The sequence below is a fragment of the Aquimarina sp. MAR_2010_214 genome, assembly GCF_002846555.1.
In the GTDB taxonomy this organism is placed as follows: Bacteria; Bacteroidota; Bacteroidia; order Flavobacteriales; family Flavobacteriaceae; genus Aquimarina.
This window is the reverse complement of sequence record NZ_PJMS01000001.1, coordinates 5855055-5874410: the sequence shown is the minus strand read 5'-3', so window position 1 is coordinate 5874410 and position 19356 is coordinate 5855055. Positions and strand designations below refer to the sequence as shown.

The 19356-nt window shown below is 29.5% G+C and carries 21 protein-coding genes; 17 read left to right on the top strand and 4 right to left on the bottom strand.

Features of this window, described 5'->3' with window-relative positions:
* Nucleotides 1–158 precede the first annotated feature (158 nt).
* Entirely contained in the window at nt 159–662 is a 504-nt protein-coding gene (locus ATE84_RS25295) for a GNAT family N-acetyltransferase (protein ID WP_101450572.1), read from the top strand.
* 484 nt (nt 663–1146) lie between these two features.
* On the opposite strand, the gene ATE84_RS25290 is transcribed toward ATE84_RS25295, so the two are convergent.
* Nucleotides 1147–1737, bottom strand: coding sequence for a hypothetical protein (locus ATE84_RS25290; protein WP_101450570.1), 591 nt, complete (start codon nt 1735–1737; stop codon nt 1147–1149).
* 200 nt (nt 1738–1937) lie between these two features.
* Here ATE84_RS25290 and ATE84_RS25285 point away from each other — a divergent pair, with 200 nt between their 5' ends.
* Nucleotides 1938–2366, top strand: a complete 429-nt coding sequence (locus ATE84_RS25285) for an RDD family protein (protein WP_101450568.1) — start codon at nt 1938–1940, stop codon at nt 2364–2366.
* Nucleotides 2367–2393: 27 nt separating this feature from the next.
* The gene (locus ATE84_RS25280) at nt 2394–2783 is read left to right on the top strand and encodes a hypothetical protein (protein ID WP_101450566.1); all 390 of its coding nucleotides are present in this window, start codon (nt 2394–2396) and stop codon (nt 2781–2783) included.
* A gap of 154 nt (nt 2784–2937) precedes the next feature.
* Here the strand turns inward: ATE84_RS25280 and ATE84_RS25275 are convergent, their stop codons facing one another.
* From ATE84_RS25275 to ATE84_RS25265, 3 genes are all read right to left on the bottom strand, one after another.
* A complete protein-coding gene (locus tag ATE84_RS25275) occupies nt 2938–3681 on the bottom strand; it encodes a LytTR family DNA-binding domain-containing protein (RefSeq protein WP_101450564.1) in 744 nt (247 codons plus the stop codon).
* A complete protein-coding gene (locus ATE84_RS25270) occupies nt 3678–4706 on the bottom strand; it encodes a sensor histidine kinase (protein WP_101450562.1) in 1029 nt (342 codons plus the stop codon). Before ATE84_RS25270 ends, ATE84_RS25275 begins: the two co-directional genes overlap by 4 nt.
* 90 nt (nt 4707–4796) lie before the next feature.
* Nucleotides 4797–7166, bottom strand: a complete 2370-nt coding sequence (locus tag ATE84_RS25265; protein WP_101450560.1) for an outer membrane beta-barrel family protein — start codon at nt 7164–7166, stop codon at nt 4797–4799.
* 696 nt (nt 7167–7862) lie between these two features.
* Between ATE84_RS25265 and ATE84_RS25260 the strand changes: the two genes are divergently transcribed.
* The 14 genes from ATE84_RS25260 to ATE84_RS25195 all read left to right on the top strand — a co-directional run bounded on the left by ATE84_RS25260 (nt 7863) and on the right by ATE84_RS25195 (nt 19244).
* Entirely contained in the window at nt 7863–8480 is a 618-nt protein-coding gene (locus ATE84_RS25260) for a hypothetical protein (protein WP_101450558.1), read from the top strand.
* 89 nt (nt 8481–8569) lie between these two features.
* A complete protein-coding gene (locus ATE84_RS25255) occupies nt 8570–9331 on the top strand; it encodes a leucine-rich repeat domain-containing protein (RefSeq protein ID WP_101450556.1) in 762 nt (253 codons plus the stop codon).
* A 249-nt stretch (nt 9332–9580) separates the two neighbouring features.
* Complete coding sequence (locus ATE84_RS25250; RefSeq protein ID WP_101450554.1) at nt 9581–10189, top strand: hypothetical protein; 609 nt, start codon at nt 9581–9583, stop codon at nt 10187–10189.
* A gap of 97 nt (nt 10190–10286) precedes the next feature.
* The gene (locus tag ATE84_RS25245) at nt 10287–10730 is read left to right on the top strand and encodes a hypothetical protein (protein WP_101450552.1); all 444 of its coding nucleotides are present in this window, start codon (nt 10287–10289) and stop codon (nt 10728–10730) included.
* Between the two features lie 174 nt (nt 10731–10904).
* A complete protein-coding gene (locus ATE84_RS25240; protein WP_101450550.1) occupies nt 10905–11492 on the top strand; it encodes a GrpB family protein in 588 nt (195 codons plus the stop codon).
* A 193-nt stretch (nt 11493–11685) separates the two neighbouring features.
* Nucleotides 11686–12300: a hypothetical protein gene (locus ATE84_RS25235; protein WP_101450548.1), complete on the top strand. Its 615-nt coding sequence runs from the start codon at nt 11686–11688 to the stop codon at nt 12298–12300.
* Between the two features lie 179 nt (nt 12301–12479).
* Nucleotides 12480–12971, top strand: coding sequence for a DUF2867 domain-containing protein (locus ATE84_RS25230; RefSeq protein WP_101450546.1), 492 nt, complete (start codon nt 12480–12482; stop codon nt 12969–12971).
* Between the two features lie 151 nt (nt 12972–13122).
* Nucleotides 13123–14322 (top strand): ankyrin repeat domain-containing protein, encoded by a 1200-nt coding sequence (locus tag ATE84_RS25225; RefSeq protein WP_143273707.1) that lies wholly within the window; start codon nt 13123–13125, stop codon nt 14320–14322.
* Between the two features lie 113 nt (nt 14323–14435).
* Nucleotides 14436–15044 carry a hypothetical protein gene (locus ATE84_RS25220; protein ID WP_101450543.1) on the top strand — a complete coding sequence of 203 codons (609 nt, stop codon included), beginning with the start codon at nt 14436–14438 and terminating at the stop codon, nt 15042–15044.
* A gap of 52 nt (nt 15045–15096) precedes the next feature.
* Complete coding sequence (locus ATE84_RS25215) at nt 15097–15639, top strand: hypothetical protein (RefSeq protein WP_101450540.1); 543 nt, start codon at nt 15097–15099, stop codon at nt 15637–15639.
* 187 nt (nt 15640–15826) lie between these two features.
* Complete coding sequence (locus ATE84_RS25210; protein ID WP_101450533.1) at nt 15827–16585, top strand: AraC family transcriptional regulator; 759 nt, start codon at nt 15827–15829, stop codon at nt 16583–16585.
* A 112-nt stretch (nt 16586–16697) separates the two neighbouring features.
* The gene (locus ATE84_RS25205) at nt 16698–17456 is read left to right on the top strand and encodes a hypothetical protein (RefSeq protein WP_101450532.1); all 759 of its coding nucleotides are present in this window, start codon (nt 16698–16700) and stop codon (nt 17454–17456) included.
* Nucleotides 17457–17474: 18 nt separating this feature from the next.
* Nucleotides 17475–18776: a ferric reductase-like transmembrane domain-containing protein gene (locus ATE84_RS25200; RefSeq protein WP_101450531.1), complete on the top strand. Its 1302-nt coding sequence runs from the start codon at nt 17475–17477 to the stop codon at nt 18774–18776.
* A gap of 21 nt (nt 18777–18797) precedes the next feature.
* Complete coding sequence (locus ATE84_RS25195) at nt 18798–19244, top strand: DUF1772 domain-containing protein (RefSeq protein ID WP_101450530.1); 447 nt, start codon at nt 18798–18800, stop codon at nt 19242–19244.
* Nucleotides 19245–19356 lie beyond the last annotated feature (112 nt).

Genomic DNA, 19356 nt, shown 5'->3' with positions numbered 1-19356 from the left:
CCCAAACCAGTAATAGTAATATGAAAACAATAGAAAATATATACTTAAGTAGTAGTAAATAATTTTTCGTTAATCAAAAATCTACTAGATTTGTCCAACGCCACTAAGCTAAACATACAGCTATTCATTGGCGGTAATTTGAAAAATAATTTTGATTAATGAATATTATATTTAAGCGGATTGAGATTAAGGACAAAAATATAGTCCTAGGCTTATTTAAAAAGACTGCTGAAAAAATCAATAAAATGAATATTGACCATTGGCAGTATTGGAAAAATCCACCTATAGAAAAGATTAAATGGGTTGAAAATGGTATTCTAAATAACGAGTTCTTTTTTATCGATAACCAAAACGAGGAAAATTTAGGTATGGTTAGAATACTAAATGAAGACTTGTTATACTGGGGGAAACAAAATAAAAAAGCAAAATACATTCATTCATTAGTAGTCAAAGAAAAATATAATGGAAAAGGAATTGGAACTAAAATAATTAATCAAATAGAGGGTATTGCTAAAAAGGATAACTGTAGTTATTTAAGACTTGATGCTGACTCCAAAAACTCAAAACTTTGTAGTTACTACGAAAAAATAGGATTTAAGAAAGTTGGAACAAAAGAGTTACCATTATCAGTTAATAATCTCTATGAGAAAGAATTGAAATAAAACTACCCGATGATACGGGTTTAAGGTGCAAATCTGCTTTTACTTTGATATTAGATAAGAATAGATAGTTTTCTATATTTAATAAAGAGAAGTAGAGGTGAACTATCAAATCCGCAAAGTCTCCAAAGACTTATATCGCGCATTAGTTCTCTACATTCTCTTTGTCTTGTTGAATAGCTTCAAATAGAATGATAGACTTATAGGTCTAATAAAGGCTTTAAAGAAATTCAACTTTTTATTATCTATAATCTCAAAATTATGAAAAATTATTCGCTATTGAAGATATTGGAAATGGCATTTGGAAAGTATTTTATAGAAATGTATTTTTAGGTTTCTTTGATGAAAAGAATCTAAGAAAGAAACAACAAGCAATAAGAATAGAAACTAATTTAGTGTAAACACCTAATCTTTAACTTGTGTAAACTATGTATCTTAACGAACAGAAGGGAGCAAATGCAATATAAATTGTTGTGTGTAGTTTTGTTTATTTCAAACTAATCCAATTTTGGATTTCAATTTTTATTTTCTCTAACTCTTCGATAATAATATATTCTTTATTCTTCTTTTTCTTTTGCCTTATTCTTTTTAGTTCGTCGTAAATTGTATAAAATTCCATTAAAGATTTTAAGTAAAATTTTTCTTTTAAATATATAAGGATTTTATCAACAGCTCTTTGAGTTTTGTTTTCTTTTAATAGATTTTGTATCTCATCAATAGTAGTCTTTGGGATATTAAATTCTTCCCAGCATTTAATATTATCTAAAAAAGATTCAGTAGATAGAATTAACCTACAAGTCTCTTGTTTTATCAATAGAAATGAAAGACATTCTGTTTTTTCATCTAAAGACATTTGACTACTACTATCTTTTTCCAATAACACTCTCAATTTTTGACCTTGTTCATAACCCGTCCCAAAACCGATATAATATTCAATTCCAGGCGATGTATAGTAATCAGGAATTTTCAACCCTTTTATTCCATTATCTACATACATAGTAATATGAACTGAGTTGTTTAGACCTTTTATACGTCCGTCAAATATCCCCTTAGCAGTAGGATGAAGCATTCCTCCCATATTTTTTTATAGAGTCCGTTTTAATTCTGAGTAACGTTTTTGTAATTAGTTATTAAATAATTAACTTCCCGAAAAACATTTCCTCAAAGTAATTAATTTTTCAGGAAATAGAAGGAATTACACATAACAATTATATAAAGGATATATGTCTTTTATTCTATTGTTGTAGAGCATTAAAAAGAGGAATTCTAAAAGACTAAATGGAAATACAAAATAAGTTACCAAATTATTACATTTTAAAAAGATCTCTAGCTGGGCTTATTGATTATATAATTTACTTTTCACTGTTCTATGTTTCTTGCCTACTATTTGGAGAGAAATTACCTGAAGGAGGATATACCGGAAATCATCTTTTATTTTTCTTTTTTGGAATCTGGATATTGACTATGGTAGTAACGGAAATAGTTTTCCAAAGTACAATCGGTAACCTAATATTCGGACTAAAGGCAGTTCATAAAAGTGGTAAAAAAATGGATTTTTGGCAACCATTACTAAGACATTGTTTTGACTTAATAGATATGTGGCCATTAGGGTTAGTTGGGATTCTAACAATTAAATTTACTAAGGAAAATCAACGTCTAGGAGATATTATAGCGGAAACGATTGTTATTGAACGAAATAAAAATTAAAAGGGCGAACACATAATATTTAACAGAATGAAATATTTTACTTTATTTTTTATATTCTTATTTATTTCATGTAGTGGGATAAAAGAAGACAATATCATTGGTGTATGGAAAATCGCCAGTACATCATTTGAAAGCGATGATAAAAAAATAGTAACTGAATTAGGAAAAAAAATGTTAACTGAATTGAATAAAGATGACATTTACAATTTTAAAATTAATAATGATGTAGAAGTTAATCACGGTCATAGGATAACCAATGATAAATGGTATTTGAAAAAAGGCACCTATTTGTATATAAAATGGGAATTTGGAACTGATAAGTATAAAATACTAAAAATGACAAAAGATTCAATGAAATTACAAGAGCTTCCTCTTCATAACAAGACATTTATATACGAGTTGGTAAAAGTCAAATAATAAAACATTTGCTAACAATTTGTATAATGCAAATGCACCTTTTGGGATGCAAACACACCAGACAAGAGACGTTGTAGTACATTGATGAAATGACAGAAACTGAATTAACATATAAAGAGGGAGTGTAATTTAAGCTCTGGAGTTGCTAGCTTTTTTACTCAATCCATTTTCTAAATTCGCTTGTTGCAGATGCACTTGTAATTAAATGCTGTTTGTAGTTTTTGATTGAAATTGCCAATCTGTCTCCAAAGTAAGGTTCAATTTTTTCGATGAAATTGATATTTACAATTTCACCACGATTAATTTGAAAAAACTCTTTTGGGTTTAACTCTTTTATTAAATCAGATAACTTGTAGCGAAATTCATTTTCTTTTCCACTTTCATCAATCGCGATGCATTTTCCTGAATTAGATAAAATTGCTCCCGTATTTTTGGTGCTCACAATTTTTATTTCTGTTTTGGTTTTTACAATGATCCGTTCTTTGTAATTGTTGTTTAATCCGTGAATGGTTTCTGATATTTTCTTCCAATTTACCTCTTTGTTTTGTAGGCTTTCAAACTTTTCCATTGCCTTGTAAAACTTGCTATAACTGATCGGTTTTAACAGGTAGGCTATTCCGCTTACATCGAAAGCATCTTGGTAAAAGGTGTTGTAGGCAGTTGTAAAAATAATTGGAGATTTTATAATGTTGGTTTTTAACAATGAAAATACATTCCCGTCTAACAATTCAATATCAGAAAAAACCAAATCTACTTGTTCATTGGTTTGATACCATTTTTCTACTTCTTCCTTACTTTGTAACGAAGCTACAATTTCGATTTTGTCGTTGTATCGAAGAATATGATCGGTAATAATTTCGATGTTAATAGCTTCGTCTTCTATAATTAATACTTTCATATTTCAGAAATTAGCGGGATTTCAACAATAAACTCAGTATCAGTTTCAGTAAAAATAACATCTTTATTAAAATTGAGTTGATATTGACGTTTGAGGTAATCATTTCCCGTTCCTGTCCCTAACGTAAAATCTACTTTGTTTAATTTGTTTTTTATCACAATGGTATCCTCATTTCGTGAAAGCGATATCAACAGCGGGTTTTCTTCACTCCCCTTATTGTGTTTTATCGCATTTTCTACGCATAGTTGTAGAGAACACGGAATGATAAAACCATCTGTATTTTCGATACTATTTTCAATTTGATACGTATTTCCAAAGCGTTTTTCCATTAAATTCATATAACTTATTAAGAATGATAGTTCATCTTTCAACTCGACCAATTGTTTTTTTCCATGTTTTAAATAGTAGCGATATACATCCGAAAAATCATCGATAAAATTTTCTATTTGCTCCGGTTGCTTTCTTGCTAATCCTGATAAAACACTTAAATTATTGAATAAAAAATGAGGCTCTAAATTCTTTTGTAGCATTTGCGATTGTAACGTTGCTTTTTCTTTTTCGGTTTGCTCTAATTCTAATATGGTTTTTTGAGATTGTCTGAAATATAAAAATGCAGAAGTAAGCGCAAAAATATCAACAAGTATAAAAGCAACTGACATCGTGTTTATAAATCTAATCATAAAATCATATTCATTATTGTTCATTATAATACCCAAAAGAACATAATCAATAATAACACCAGCGATAACAAATAATAAAAAAGACAAAATATAAACCTTTACAAATTTTAGAATTGTATTTGTCGTGTCTATTCTATTAATGACTTTCCAAGAAACTAGTACTGATATTACCGAAACTGCAGAGAATAGAAAAACAGAAACGTGGTCGAAATAGTCATAAAAATCAATATCACTTTTAGTTCGTACGTTATGTAAAAGATAAATTTTACCAGCATTCCCTAGTAACAATAGTGCAATGACTATTAAAACTTGTTTTAGATTTATTTTTTGATTGAAAATCTTCACTGTTTTGTAATTTTAGATGTACAAAATACATTTTTACGCTAAAAAAAAGCTGTTTAAAATGTCTAATTCTTTAAACAGCTTTATTTTCGATTAATTAGTTTTTGCTCTGTTTTGCTCTTCTTCGTTTCCAGAATTACGTTGCTTAACTTTTATCTTTTTGTTACCAAAACTATAGTTTAGACCAATCTTCACACCTCGGGTATCAAAATAATTATAGTATGTTTGGTCTATTCCGTTGGTTTTGGTGTTTACACTCGTTGCCTTACGCTTTAAAATATCGTTTACGGCTACTGTACAATTTAGTTTTTTGTCTAGTAACGAAAATTTTAATCCAAGGTCTAGACTCACCATTTCAGATATTGAAAAATACATCAATTTTTGTGGCGAGGCATAAATAAGCGTGGTTTCTGCTTGTATTGTTTTTGCTTCGTTTAAATGGAATGTATTTCGGTTATACAATTGAAAGTTCCATCTGCTTACTAATTCAGCGTCTAAATTAAACCCGTCTTTGTATTGTGTATCCATTTTTGATACCGTTGCTTGAGTTGTTGTATTCCACCATTTTGTTGGATTGTATATAAAAGTTTCAGTTAACCCATAATTATAAGCTGTATAAAAATTGTCAAATGTTACCACTATTCTTTGTTGTGCTCCATCTTCTGCTTTAATAATGTTGAAATATCCATTATCTACATAACTTACAAATGCTTTACTGATGAGTTTTCCTTTGTAAATGTGCTTTAATTCTAAATTCTCAGAAATTTGTGGTTTTAAAAACGGGTTTCCTTCTTGATACGAAATAGGGTTAATGTAAAATCGAAAAGGATTTAAACGCTCAAAACTAGGACGTTGAATTCTTCTGCTATAACTCAAATTAAACATATTTTTTCTACTAGGAGTATACCCTAAAAATACAGATGGAAATAGTTTGTTATACGAATTGATATCAGTTTGATTGTTTGTTTCTGAAACTCCTTTTGTTCGAGTGTTTTCAAAACGAAGTCCGATTTTTGTTTGCCATTTTTCACCTAATGGTTTAGACATATCTGCATATACTGCATTAATATTTTCAGAATACATAAACTCATTACTTTGGGTTGGGTCAAAAATTGGTGTACCTGTAGTGGTATTGTAAAACGCTACATCGCTATCTGTTTTTGTAATTGTGGTTTTTGCTCCGTAAGAAAAATTAGCCCATTTGCCTGGGTGTTCCATATCTATTCTTCCGCTATAATTTTTAATGTTTTGATTTGTGCTATTTTTTGCTTCAAAATAACTTTGGTTTGTAACAAATTGTTCACTGCTAAAACCTCTATTAGAAGAATTATTGAAATTAAAGTAATCAACATCAATAGATAATTTTCTACCAAGCGTATCTAATTTTTGAATGTAATGAGCATTAATTGAGTGATTTTTGTTTGTTGTCTCCGCGTTACCTTCATTAATAGTGTACGTTCCATTACCATCATTTGTCAGTGTTCTTCCACCATCGTTTATACCTTTATCTTCAGACAAACCTGTGTATAAAATTCCGACAGTAGCGTTATTTGTTAAATTGTAATCTAAACCTAACCTGCCTGAAATCATATTTTCTTTATTTTTCATATCAAGATTTGATACGGTTGAAGCAGATGGGTAAATAATATCAAATTGATTAAATTGTGCTGTATGTCCTTTAGTTCCATTTAACGAAGCAATTAAACTTACTTTGTTTTTATTGTAGTTAAATGTGTTTCCAAAATTAAATAAAGAATATGTTGCTTGCGTGTAAGAAGTTCTTAATTGATTATTCCAGCTATTTTCTTTTGATTTTTTTAGAACAATATTAATAAGTCCACTATTGCCTTCGGCATCGTATTTTGAGGGTGGTGTGGTAATAACTTCAATATCTTTAATATCATCGGATGCAATGCTGTTTAAATAAGCCGTTAGTTCATTGCCTGATAATTGTATAATTCTATCATTAACCATTACTCGTACATTTCCTTTCCCTACAATGGCTAAATTATCAGTATCTACATTTACACTTGGTGTAGCTTTTAGTGCGTCAAGCGCAGTTCCACCAGTACCAGCAACTGTATTTTCTACATTAAAGACTAATCTATCTACTTTTTGTTGAATGAGTTTTTTACGAGCAGTAATAACTACTTCTTGTAGTTGTTGTCCTTCTTCCTCTAAAACGATTGTTCCGATAGCAGGTTGAATGGGATATATTTTTTTGGTGGTAAATCCAACAAAACTAATTTCTAAATATATGTCTTCTTTAATTGTATTGATAGAAAACACACCATTTTCATCAGAAATTGTACCTTTAATTAATGAATTATCAGCTTTGTCTTTTGCTACAATGTTAGCAAATGAAATAGGTAGATTTTGTTTATCAATTATTTTTCCTGTAAAATTTTGCCCAAAACTTATTGAACAAACAAAAGCGATTAAAAGTGTTGTTATGGTTTTCATAATAATAGTAATTCAAAATTAATAACACTCCAAAAGTATTTTGAGAATGCAGTTTTTGAAATGGCTATGTAATGAATTAAGGAAAAAATGAAATGAATTAGGGGAAACAAAAAAGGTGTTCAACAATATTGCTAAAAATAAACTGGTATCGGCTTACTTTTTTAATTCCTGGAATTATATTGATTGGGCTATAGGTCTTTGCTATTGAAGGGTTTATTTGTATAGTAATTTTGGCTCTATCTGTTTGGTTGGGTTCGTATCTTGGTTGCAAATCGAATAATGGAAAATAGACAATTCAAACTAAACAAATCTAATAGTTATATAAAACCATCAATAGTATCAAGTTCTATTATGAAGTGGTGATGGGAATACCCAATCGGTTTTATAGTATAGAGAGACCTAGAAAACAACAGAAATTTATACACAAGAGGCAACAAATAATTTGAGGTCTATCCAAAATCCGCTAGATTTGTGAGTAAAAGAGAAATATACCCAATTTTGTATATCCAATTGTTCTAATCCATTATGATCAAAATAATTCACAAATTTGGCTAATCTTGAAAACCTAAAAATATGGGCATCATTGCCAAATTATATGTAGACGGAGAAGTGTATAACGTACTACAATCTGAACAAAGTGTAATACAACGTAGTGATGAGACAGGACGACCAATTACGTAATAAAAAGAAATAACAATGGAGAAAAGCATTCTTTTTTTAATAATCATTTTGTTTGGTTGTAGTTGTAAAAAACCAAAAAACGAAATAGGAAATAATATAATAGTAGAAAAAGCAATTCAAGATACTACTATATTAAACAAACAAAAAAACATAATTAAGAATTCCTTAGTTAGTAAAGTTGATCTCAAAGAAGTTTTAAATACAATAGGACATATTAAACATACTAAAGAAAAACACAAAGATTGGATGTCCAACAAAGCAAGAACTTTAGATTCACTTTTTCAATTAAACAACAGAAAGTTTTCGGTTAAGACGACTAGCTACGAATATAAAGATAATCTAAAGTTTTATGTTCATGTTCTAAGGCATACCATAGATACAATCTCAATTAAACCCTTTTTAGAAAATGCTCAAGGAAAAACCTCACGTGGCTATACTCAAAATCGTGTTTTAATATTTGCAATGAAAAACGATAAAGAAGCCAATTTTATAGATATACCAGAAAAGTTAAATCCTTTAGTACTAAGAGAAGAATTATTAGATATTCTATATAAAAACATAAATAGTGATGTTATTGAGTGTTACAGAACTAAAGAATGTATGTATAAAGACTTACGAAAGAATAAACAATAGTAAAATGGCTTAGAACAAGCTATATAATTATGTAGCAGGCGTTGTAATACATTTATACACAAACATTTTAATTAAATTATTGCCTACTTATGAAAAAATACTTGTTATTCATTCTTATAATATCGCAAAACTTAATTTTTTCACAAAAAGATAAGGTTTACAAATCTTTAAATATGGCTCTTAAGAATAAAGATTTAGTTTATAAATTAGATCTTAGCAAACAAAACTTATCTAATGTACCGAAGTCAATCGGAACCTTGAAGAACTTAATTGATCTAAATTTAAGTCGGAATGAAATTACTACTCTTCCTAAAGAAATAAACAACCTTAGTAATCTTGAAAAGCTTAATTTATCCTTTAACCACTTTAGAAGTATCCCTAACAAATTAGATGGACTAATACATTTAAAATCTTTGAATTTAAACAGTAATTATTTAACTGAATTTCCTAATGCGATTACCAAGCTTTATGAATTAAGATCACTTGACCTTAATTATAATAAGATTCCTGAGCTTCCGTACGACACAAAAAATCTTATAAGATTAGAAGATCTTTATCTTACTAATGTTCAATTAAAAAGTATACCTGAATTTATAGGTGAATTCAGTAATTTATGGAACTTATTTATTGGTAAAAATCAAATATCGAAAATACCTGAATCAATCGGAAAACTTAGTAAATTAAGTACTATATATTTGAACGACAACAAAATAAAAGAGCTTCCTGAATCCATTCAAAATTTAGAAAATCTATCTAAGATCCTATTATACGATAACCCAATAGACGACAAGAACAAACTGAAAATCAAAAAATTACTTCCAAGTAGCTGTATTGTAAAATTTCACTACTAATCTAAATCTATTTCTTAAGATGTAAAACTAAGTTTGTGTTTCATATTATAAAAACGTATTACAACATTATATAAAAAAACATAGGCATTTTGGGGCTATTCGAAAGATCGGTATTATTTGCAAAGTCGTCAAATATGAAATTTGACGTTTATAAAAAATGATAAAAGCAAAATATTTATATTTGGCTTAGTACAAGTTCGAAATGTCATCTGTAATTACCAAATTGAATAACAAAATCTAAAATAACCAATGCCTGATCAAAACTCAAGTGTTATTCATAAAAGTCAGTTATCAACCTTTAATTTGGTTGTTATGATATTGGGAAGTCTTTTTTTGATAGGAGTTGGAATCAAATTTTTACTAAATACTCAAGAATCAGGAATTAATTGGTTTATCATTTTCCCATTAGGATTTATTTTTCTTGGAGGTTTAATTGCATCAAATACTTTAATGCTATGTTCAGTATTTATTACTAAGGAATATTTAGTTCTAAATTATCCATTGATCGGACGAAAAAAAAACATTGAATGGAAATCAATTTCGGATGCTGGTATGAGATTTATAACAACTAAAAGTAGTGGTAGTGATTATTCTTTTAGAACAGGAAAAGAGGTAAGACTATTTTCAAATGGTAAAAATTATCATTTTACAACTTTCGCAATAAAAGAACCTGAAAAGCTGATTCTTGAAATAAAAAAAAGATTGGATAGTAATCTTAAAGCCAAAATGAAGAATGAATATCGAGAGTCTGAAAAAAAATTTTGGAAAGATGAAGACGATTATCGGAATTGGATGATGAAAATTGTTTTACCTATTTGTTTGATAATTTTAGCTTTATTGTGGATATTAAACAAATAAAAAAAAGAGATAACAATTTGTATATTGCATGTGCACCCTTCGGGATGCAAACGTATCATACAATAGACGTCAGACTGTGCATTATAAAACCTAAAAATTGAACAGACTATTTCCTATCCCTGCTTTTACTATTGCTGGACTAATAATGACTTTCATTTCAATAATGATTACAATTCCGGATTATGAAGGGAAAGAAATACTTAAAACCGGAAAATTAGTTGATGTTCTAATCGAAAAGGCTCCCGACCATTGCAAGAAAAGACATAAACGAGATATATTAGTTGTTTTCTTCAATTATAAAGGTAAAACTCACTCAAGAAATGTGAATGAAAAATGGTGCAAAGAAATTAAAAACGAACAAGTTCTACAGATGAAGTCCAATGACAGTGGAACTGATTTTGTTTTTACTTGGGAAACTGAAGGAGAACTAAGTAATGAAATCGGAAGTGGAATTATATTGACCTTATTTGGTCTGTTTCTAATTTTTAAGGGATATTATGATCGGAGAAAAAATAAAACCTACGAACAACATCAAGTATGATGTAATAGCAGTTAAGTGATAACCCAAAAGGTTATTATATATTTGCCATGACGCAAAGATTTTATGATGAGAAAGCTATAAAATCAGCGCAGATATGTCGACGGCAAGGTAACATTTTGTTCTGATATGACACATACTTATAACATTGCGCGGGAGTTGAAAAAATAAGATACAATGAAAAAGACCTTATATGATTTAACCAAAGAGGATTGGAACACGCTTTTCCCAATTGAATTGGTTGAACATAATCCTGAATGGAAAAGTATTTACAAAAAGGAAAAAGAACGAATAATTGACAAAGTTGGAAGTGACACAATTTTGAGAATAGAACACTTTGGAAGTTCATCAATTCCGAGCATCAAATCAAAACCATATATAGATTTGATGATTGAAATACCAAAAGAAATGCTTTTTAACGAAAATCTAATCGCAAAATTCACAGAATTAGGTTATTCCCATTTTAAAGTGCCAGCAAGGGAAAATATTGAAGATTACTCATCTTTCGGAAAAGGATATAATCTTGACGGAAAAAAAGAGCAGATTTTCCATATACACATGTGCCCAAAAGATAATATAATGTGGAAACAAATTGACTTTCGAGATTATCTAATCGTAAATAATAAAAGAGCTAAACAATACGAAGATTTAAAACTGGAATTAGAATCTAAATTTAAAAATGACAGAGGTTCATATGTTCTTGGAAAGACAGACTTTGTAAATGAAACGTTGGAAATTATAAACAGAGAAGCCAACGCACAATAAGATATATGAAATCAGAGCAAATTAATACTGAATTAAAAGGTTATTTCCTTTTTGCAATGGCGCTAGATTTTTAGAAATTGAACAAGAAATAAAAATACGTGGATAAATCGATTAGTTTAGGGGTACTTGCCTTGTTGCTTCGATTCATATTAATGGTATCACACATTGACGAAAAACTACGTAAAACCTGAATATGGGAATATTTGATATCTTTAAGAAAAAGAATGAAAATTCTAATTCCACAACAGAAAATGGAATTTTAAGTCCAACTTTTCTTGAAAATAATGTTGAACATATTGTCAATCCCAAAAAACTTCATTCACACGAATGGAGAAGGAAATTAAAAACAAAATCAGGTGGGAAAATTTTCAAAATAAAATATTATGGAGAACTTCATTCTAAATATAAAAACCTTATTGTTCAAACGGAATTTGCACCTTCAAAAATTTACGCGGTTGACATTACAAATGAGAACGAATTTTTACTATTTGACGGTTGTATTCACGGATATAATGCAATGTTCTGCGATAAATATTCGGAAGACCAAATAGAAAATAGAATAGCGAACAAAATTTATTGTTCTGAAAATGGAAATGATAAATTTGAATTAATAATATCGACATACAATGGAATAGATTATGAAGATGAATTTAGAGATGAAGTTGATTCAAACGGAAAGATAGAATTGATAAGTGGAAAGAAAATTGATTTTGAAGAAGTAAAACGAAATGGATTTGATACTTTACAAGTTTGGGCTATTGATGAAAATGGGATTAAATTTGACATTATTTCGGAAGAATTAGCATGAAAAACGTGTGGTAATACCCTTGATTAATTGCTTGTTGCGTGTCCACTTACGAAAACCCTCTTGGGTTTTCTATTCGGTTTGTATTTGCTAAATTTAGTGCTTAAACCACGCAACTAATCTTATACAAACACATTAGTTAGTAAAACTCACTCAAAACTAAAATGGATTAATTAAAAACTATGAAGGTAAAAATGGAAGCAATACCAAAAACCGAAGGAATTAAATATGCACTTCCACAGGTAAACTTTACTGATACTTTTTCAACTACGAATCATCTTGACAGTTTAAAGACAGTATCAAAATTGGTTTTTGGAACAATGCCAAAATGGGTTGAAGTTTTGATGAAGCTTAGAAATAATATTGTTAAAGTATTTGGGTTAAAAACAGAAAAACCTGAAGATTTTCATCCAGACTTTAAGGTTGGTAGTTATGTTGGTTTTTTTCAGATTTTCAGCATCCAGCAAAATGAAATAATGCTTGGGGCAGATGATAAGCATTTGAATTTTAGAGTGAGTGTATATAATTCTAACGAAAATCTATTCAATATTAAAGTCACTACTTTAGTTGAATATAACAATCGTTTTGGAAAAATTTATATGTTTATTGTAAAACCTTTTCATCACCTTATTGTAAAAAGAATGGTTAAACAAGCCTATAAATCGGGTTTATGAATTGACCAAAGTGAAAAAAAACGAACGCACAACACGGTATGCGATCATAGCAAGTAGTTAAAGTTTTAATCCAATGGTTCTTGTATATTTACCATAGTGCAAAGATTTTGGGGAGAAAAAATTATAAAATCAGCACAGATTTGTCGAAAGCTTGGTAACATTTTGCTCTGCTACGACACATACTTATAACATTGTAGACAATCAAAGAAAAATTATGGGGATTTTTAAAAAGCTATTCGGAGGGAACCAAAAAAGAAATCCAAAGCAAGAAGAAAAGAAGACTAATGAGTACGATTTAAAATGGATTAATGCAGAGCAAAATCCTTGGGGTTTGAAAATTTTGGATTTAAGACCAATTTCTCAAACTATGCTTTCAACTTCAAAAGACCCTAAAATGGCTACTAATGCTATTTCTTACAGTCAAGAAGATGGAACAACTTTTAAAGAGTATTTACCAAAATCTGAAAGAATAACCTCTAGTAATTTAACTATTCCAATAGACGGAAAACTTGAAGAAGGAGTTTTGTTTAATCCATCAACAATGGAAAATAAATGGGCAATCTACTTTATGAATGATCGCCTGATATTCATAAGAAGCTGGTTAAGAGAAGCTTTTGTGGTTGCCAAAACTGTTCAAGAGAATAATCAATTAAAGATAACGGAAATAACGGGAGAATTTACAAATGATGAATCATCTGAAATGACAGAATCTATTTTGATGTTCTTATTATTTAGTCATTCTTTAAATGAAACAATACCTGCTCCTATTCCTAAAGAATTATCGGGCAATACTGATCAGGCTGGAATGTGGGCTTTTTCAACTTATGGCAATATGGCTCACTTAGGGTATTTTGGTGAAGACTTTAACTACAAAACGAATCTAAAACTAAGAACGCATTCTTTATTACATATTGCAATTGCAAGAGGTGAATTGGATAAAATCAATGAGCAATTAGATCGAAACACTAATATTAATTGTTTAGCTGGAGATGGTCTTTCAACCTTGCAATGGGCAATGACTGCTGATTCTAATGTCTTAAGTTTATTACTTGATAAAGGAGCTAATCCAAATACTAAGTCGACTGAAGGAGCAACACCAATAATGAATGCTGTTCAATCAGATAAAATCGAGCACCTCAATATTTTGATTAAAAATCAAGCTGACTTAAATGCTAAAGATAATAGAGGATTTACAGCCTTGCACAGAGCATCAGAAATGGGACGGAAAGAAATGGTTCGTATTTTATTGGAAAATGGGGCTGATAAAAATGTGGAAGCCGAAAACCATACACCTCTATCATTAGCCATTGCAATGAAAAATGAGGAGATTATAAAACTATTAGAAAAATAAAAGTCTATAACAATTTGTATAGCGCATAGTACCATATAAGAGACGTTAGTAAAAATGGCTCAAAAACATAAATTACTAAAAAGTTATTTACTACTTAGAAATCCACTTAAAAAATGAATCGAGAAAAAAAAGAATCAAGAATACTAAAGTTACTGATGGAATCAGGGCTGATTGTTTTTAGTGTTCTGTTAGCCCTAATCATTAGCGAGTGGAGAAATAATTATAATGAAAAAGTTAAGACAGAAAAAATTCTTGAAAATATAAACAAAGAGGTAGCAGAAAATCAGAAATTTTTAAAAACTCTAATTCCTTATCATAATCAAGTAAGTGAAAAAATAAAGCACATAATTAAAAATGATTCTCTGGAATCAAATTTATTTACAGATGATGGATTTGCTTTTGGGGAGTTTGCCTCTAATGGTATAATGCAGGGAACATTAAACGATATAGTTTGGACAGTTGCTAAAACTGACAAAATCTCAAATAGGATTTCATTAGATAAATCAAGGGTTTTGTACGAAGTTTATGAACAACAACAGGCTATTAATATAACTATTCGAAGAATAATTGATTTTCTTAGTTCGCGCGAAATCCAAAGAAAGAATTTGTTACATGAAAATGTAACAGTGATTAACGTCTTGTTTAATGAACTTACCAGTCAAGAAAAAACCTTAAATTATAAATATGAAAATGCATTACAATTTCTTAATAAAAATAAATAAGAAAGTAAATCATGGCTAATCATAGCCGAACCGTTATAGCGCATTAATTGAAATGACAAAAAAGAAAAAAATTATAATATGGAGCGGAGCGATTTTAGTTATTCTTGCTTTAGCCTATTATTTTCTTTTACCGAGGTTGATATTTTTAAGTTTATCAACTGAACCAAGAAATCCAACAGTTCAAATACAGGAAACTCACTCAATCGGATGGTGGTCTAAACAAGAAGCGCTTACTGTTGATACTTTCGAAGTACAAATAATTGAAAGTAAACTAAACTTGTTCAATAGTAAATCCCTAGTGAAGTATCGCATAAAAGGAAGTTTGAATTATGACAAAGGTTGGAGACCATTTATTAAAGAAATCCATCTATCTGAAAGGTTTTTGACTCACTCAGATTCTGTCGAAAATCCTGATGCGATAATTGAAATAACACCAATAATTGGAGCGGAAGATGATGAAAGTTACAACGAAGAGAAAATAGAATTTGACATAACGAACGAAAAAATAATCAATTCTTTTCATTGGGGAAATAACAAATTAAGATTTAAATGTCTGGAAATTATCGATGACATTAATCTATCACAACGGAAATAAAAACGTGTTACAACATTATATATATAAAATCAAAGCAAAGTTTAGTGTCAAATCAAAAGGTCATTTCCTTTTTGTGGTGGTGCTAGATTTTTATAAATTGAATAAGAAATAAAAATGCGCAGATAAATCGATTGGTTCAGACATACTTGCTTTGCTCCGATTCATATATTTGGCGTTGTGTACAATTATGAACGAACAAAGTACATACCAAGAAATTGAACCAATAACGGAATTAAAAGACTTCGTTCATTCTTTTTGGATGCACCAAAACAATTCAGATACCGTAGAGAAAACTACCATTGTTCCTGATAGTTATTTTAAGATAGTGATGCTGATTAAAAATCAAAAAATCATCTCTTATTTTATGACTGGTTTATGGCTAGATGAAAAAGAATTTTCATTCGCACCAAATGCGTTATCTATAGGTGTTAGATTAAAAGTTTTAGCACCAGAATTTCTTCTAAATAGAGAAGTCGCATCTATTTTACAAAAAATGCACCAACTAGATTTACATTATTTAAATGTTGACAAATTTGATTTATCAAGTTTCAAAGTGATCGTTGAACAATGGCAAAAGGAACTTCTATCGGTTAAACCACAAAAAACAATACAGGGAAATAAACTTAGGTTATCACAGCTACTTGATAAAATGAATGGAAATATTTCTGCAATAGAAGTGTCTGATCAAATATATTGGACTAATAGACAGATTAATCGCTACTTAAATAAATATGTAGGTGTTTCTTTAAAAAAGTACTTAAATATTCAAAAATGTTATCAATCCTATATTCAGATTGGTAATGGTAAATTTTATCCTGAAAAAGGTTTTTTTGACCAACCTCACTTCATCCGTGAAATTAAAAAACATACAGGAGAAACACCTAAATCACTTCACAAACAACAAAACGACCGTTTTATACAATTAAAAAGAATATCGAAGAAATAGATTTGTAAAAAAATTATTGCATATGTAACATCCTATAAGTATTGTCTTTAAAAGAATGGACATATAGTTATAGGATGTTACATATGACATAAAAAACTAAAATTTATTTCTTATGAGACACGCAATCTTTTATTTAGCACTAAGTCTTCTTGTTTTCGGTTGTAATGACACCAAAAAAGAAGCAAAGACAGAAACCAAATCTGAAACAGTAGAATCAACATCTATACAAGCTTCAGAAATTGGAAAAAACAACTATGCTGTAGTATGGAATTGGACAACAACAGATGAACAATTAGTTTCAGATAATGTACAGACAATATCCAATGAATTAACATCGCTTTGGAAAAAAGGTATTGTAGAGAACACGTATTATAACAGTGATTCAAAAGTGGACAAACTATCATATTTCCCTAATATTTCTTTTTCTTTAAAAGCTGAATCATATGAATCTGCCGAAGTCATTCTGAATAAGTTAACGATTGTTAAAAAAGGTATTGCAACATATAAATTATATCCTATTGGTACTTTATGGCTAGACAGGAAGTATAAAACTATTCATGAAAATGGTATGACTAAATCTTTTGTTACAGTTTGGACAACAACTGGCATACCAACAGATGAGTTGACTCAAGTACAAAACGATAAAATGTTAGAGTTATGGAAATCAGGTAAAGTAGAAAATGTATATTTTGATATTGAAGGTACTCAAAAAGCAAATAATGAAACTGATTTTGTTTTTTATGCTAATGCCAATTCTGAAGCAGATGCAAAAGCTATATGTGAATCTCTTCCATTTTTTAAAGATAATATTGCCACATACAAAATCCATGAAGTTGGTGTATTTTGGATGGGAAAATATGAGCAAAACTAATATTTAAACAAGATAAATATGAAAATGCTCAAACAGGAAATATATTTTCCTATCATAATTGGCATTCACTTCATTTTTTGGGCTGTAGATTTATACTTTTATAAGGGCTCATTCATGGAAGTGTCATCAGATACCTTATTCTTTGGAGAATTAACCAACGAATCTTGGAAAAACACACATCGCATTTTAGGAGAGGTGTTCTCATCTTGGGTAGTTACGGTTTTTGCTTTTAATTTTTTAATGGCAACTCGAGCAAAATGGGTAGAAAAATTATTTGGCGGATTAGATAAAATGTATCTCATTCATAGACGCTCTGGTGTGATAGCTGTTGTCTTATTACTACTACATTTCATAGTAGTTCCAAGGGATTTAGTAGAATTTAATCCAGGAAAACCACTAGGATTTTATGCTTTCATTTTAATTATACTTGGAGTTATACTTTCGGCTGCCCCGTTTTTTAAAAGAAAAATCCCTTATCATAAATGGATAAACATCCATAAATTAATGGGAGCTTTCTATGTTCTTGCCGTACTTCACGGTTTAATGGTAAACAGCCTTATAAAAGAATTGCCAATTACAAGAGTTTATGTTTTTGGAATGTCATTTATAGGTGTTACTGCATGGTTTTACAGAGCTTTTCTCTTTAATCTTTTTAATAAAAAATTAAAGTACACGATTAAAGCTGTTCAAAATTTAGATTATGGAATAACAGAAATTACAATGGAAACCAGCGAAGATAAATTGAAGTATTCTGCAGGTCAATTTGCCTTTTTCAAATTTCCTAGCATTAGTAAGAAAGAACAACATCCATTTACTATTAGTAGTCATCCTTACGATAATGAGTTAAGAATTACAATAAAATGCCTAGGAGATTACACCAATGATATCAATGAAAAATTATCTATTGGAGCACAAGCTTTAGTAGAAGGTCCTTATGGTCATTTTTCTTCAAAATATGTAAAGGAACAAGATCAAATATGGATTGCTGGAGGTATTGGAATTACACCTTTCTTGTCACTATCTAAAGATTTATATCCAAATAAAGTAAAACTGTTTTGGTGTGTAAACGATGAAAAAGAAGCAGTATACAAAGAAGAATTAGAAGCTATTTCAAACGATAATCCGAATTTTGACTTTGTGATTTGGAGTTCTAAGACATCAGGCTATTTAACTGTAGAAAATTTAAGCTTGGATTCTTATACAGATAAAGCCTATTTAATTTGTGGTCCAAAATCTTTAAAGGATAATATGACTAAACAGTTAAAACATAAACATGTTTCAAGTAAACATATTTACGACGAAGAATTTGCATTTAGATAACAAAAACTAAATACTAATATTATGACAGATTTATTAATTACCCTAATCATTTTAATTATGGGAACTCAATTTGGAGTTGCCTTAACATCATCAATCATTGTACATCCAATTTTGAAAATGATATCTCGTCCAGCTGCTATAGAAGTCTTTAAACCTTTTTTTGATAAAACTCACAAGGCTGTTTTATTAATGTCTATCATGGTAAGTATACTGGCTTTGGTTTTATCATTTATTACAAAGAATTGGTGGTGGTTCGGAATATCAGCACTTATGCATCTTAATGGACCTTATACATTAAAATATATGATGCCAACAAACAGAAGGTTAATGGCAGATGATGTAGACCCAAATTCTGATCAAACAAAAAAAGATTTGTTGAATTGGGGAAATTTACACGCAGTTAGAACAATTTGGAATGGATTAATCTTTTTAGCTTTTGTAGTGTTTTTAGTGTATTTCGTTAAGTAAAATAACTTATGCATACCCGTAAGAAGAAAAACTCCATACGAAAACTAGTCGTATGGAGTTTTTGATGTCAACCTATTCAGAATATAAGTTGGCTCGCCTGTTTTTATATATG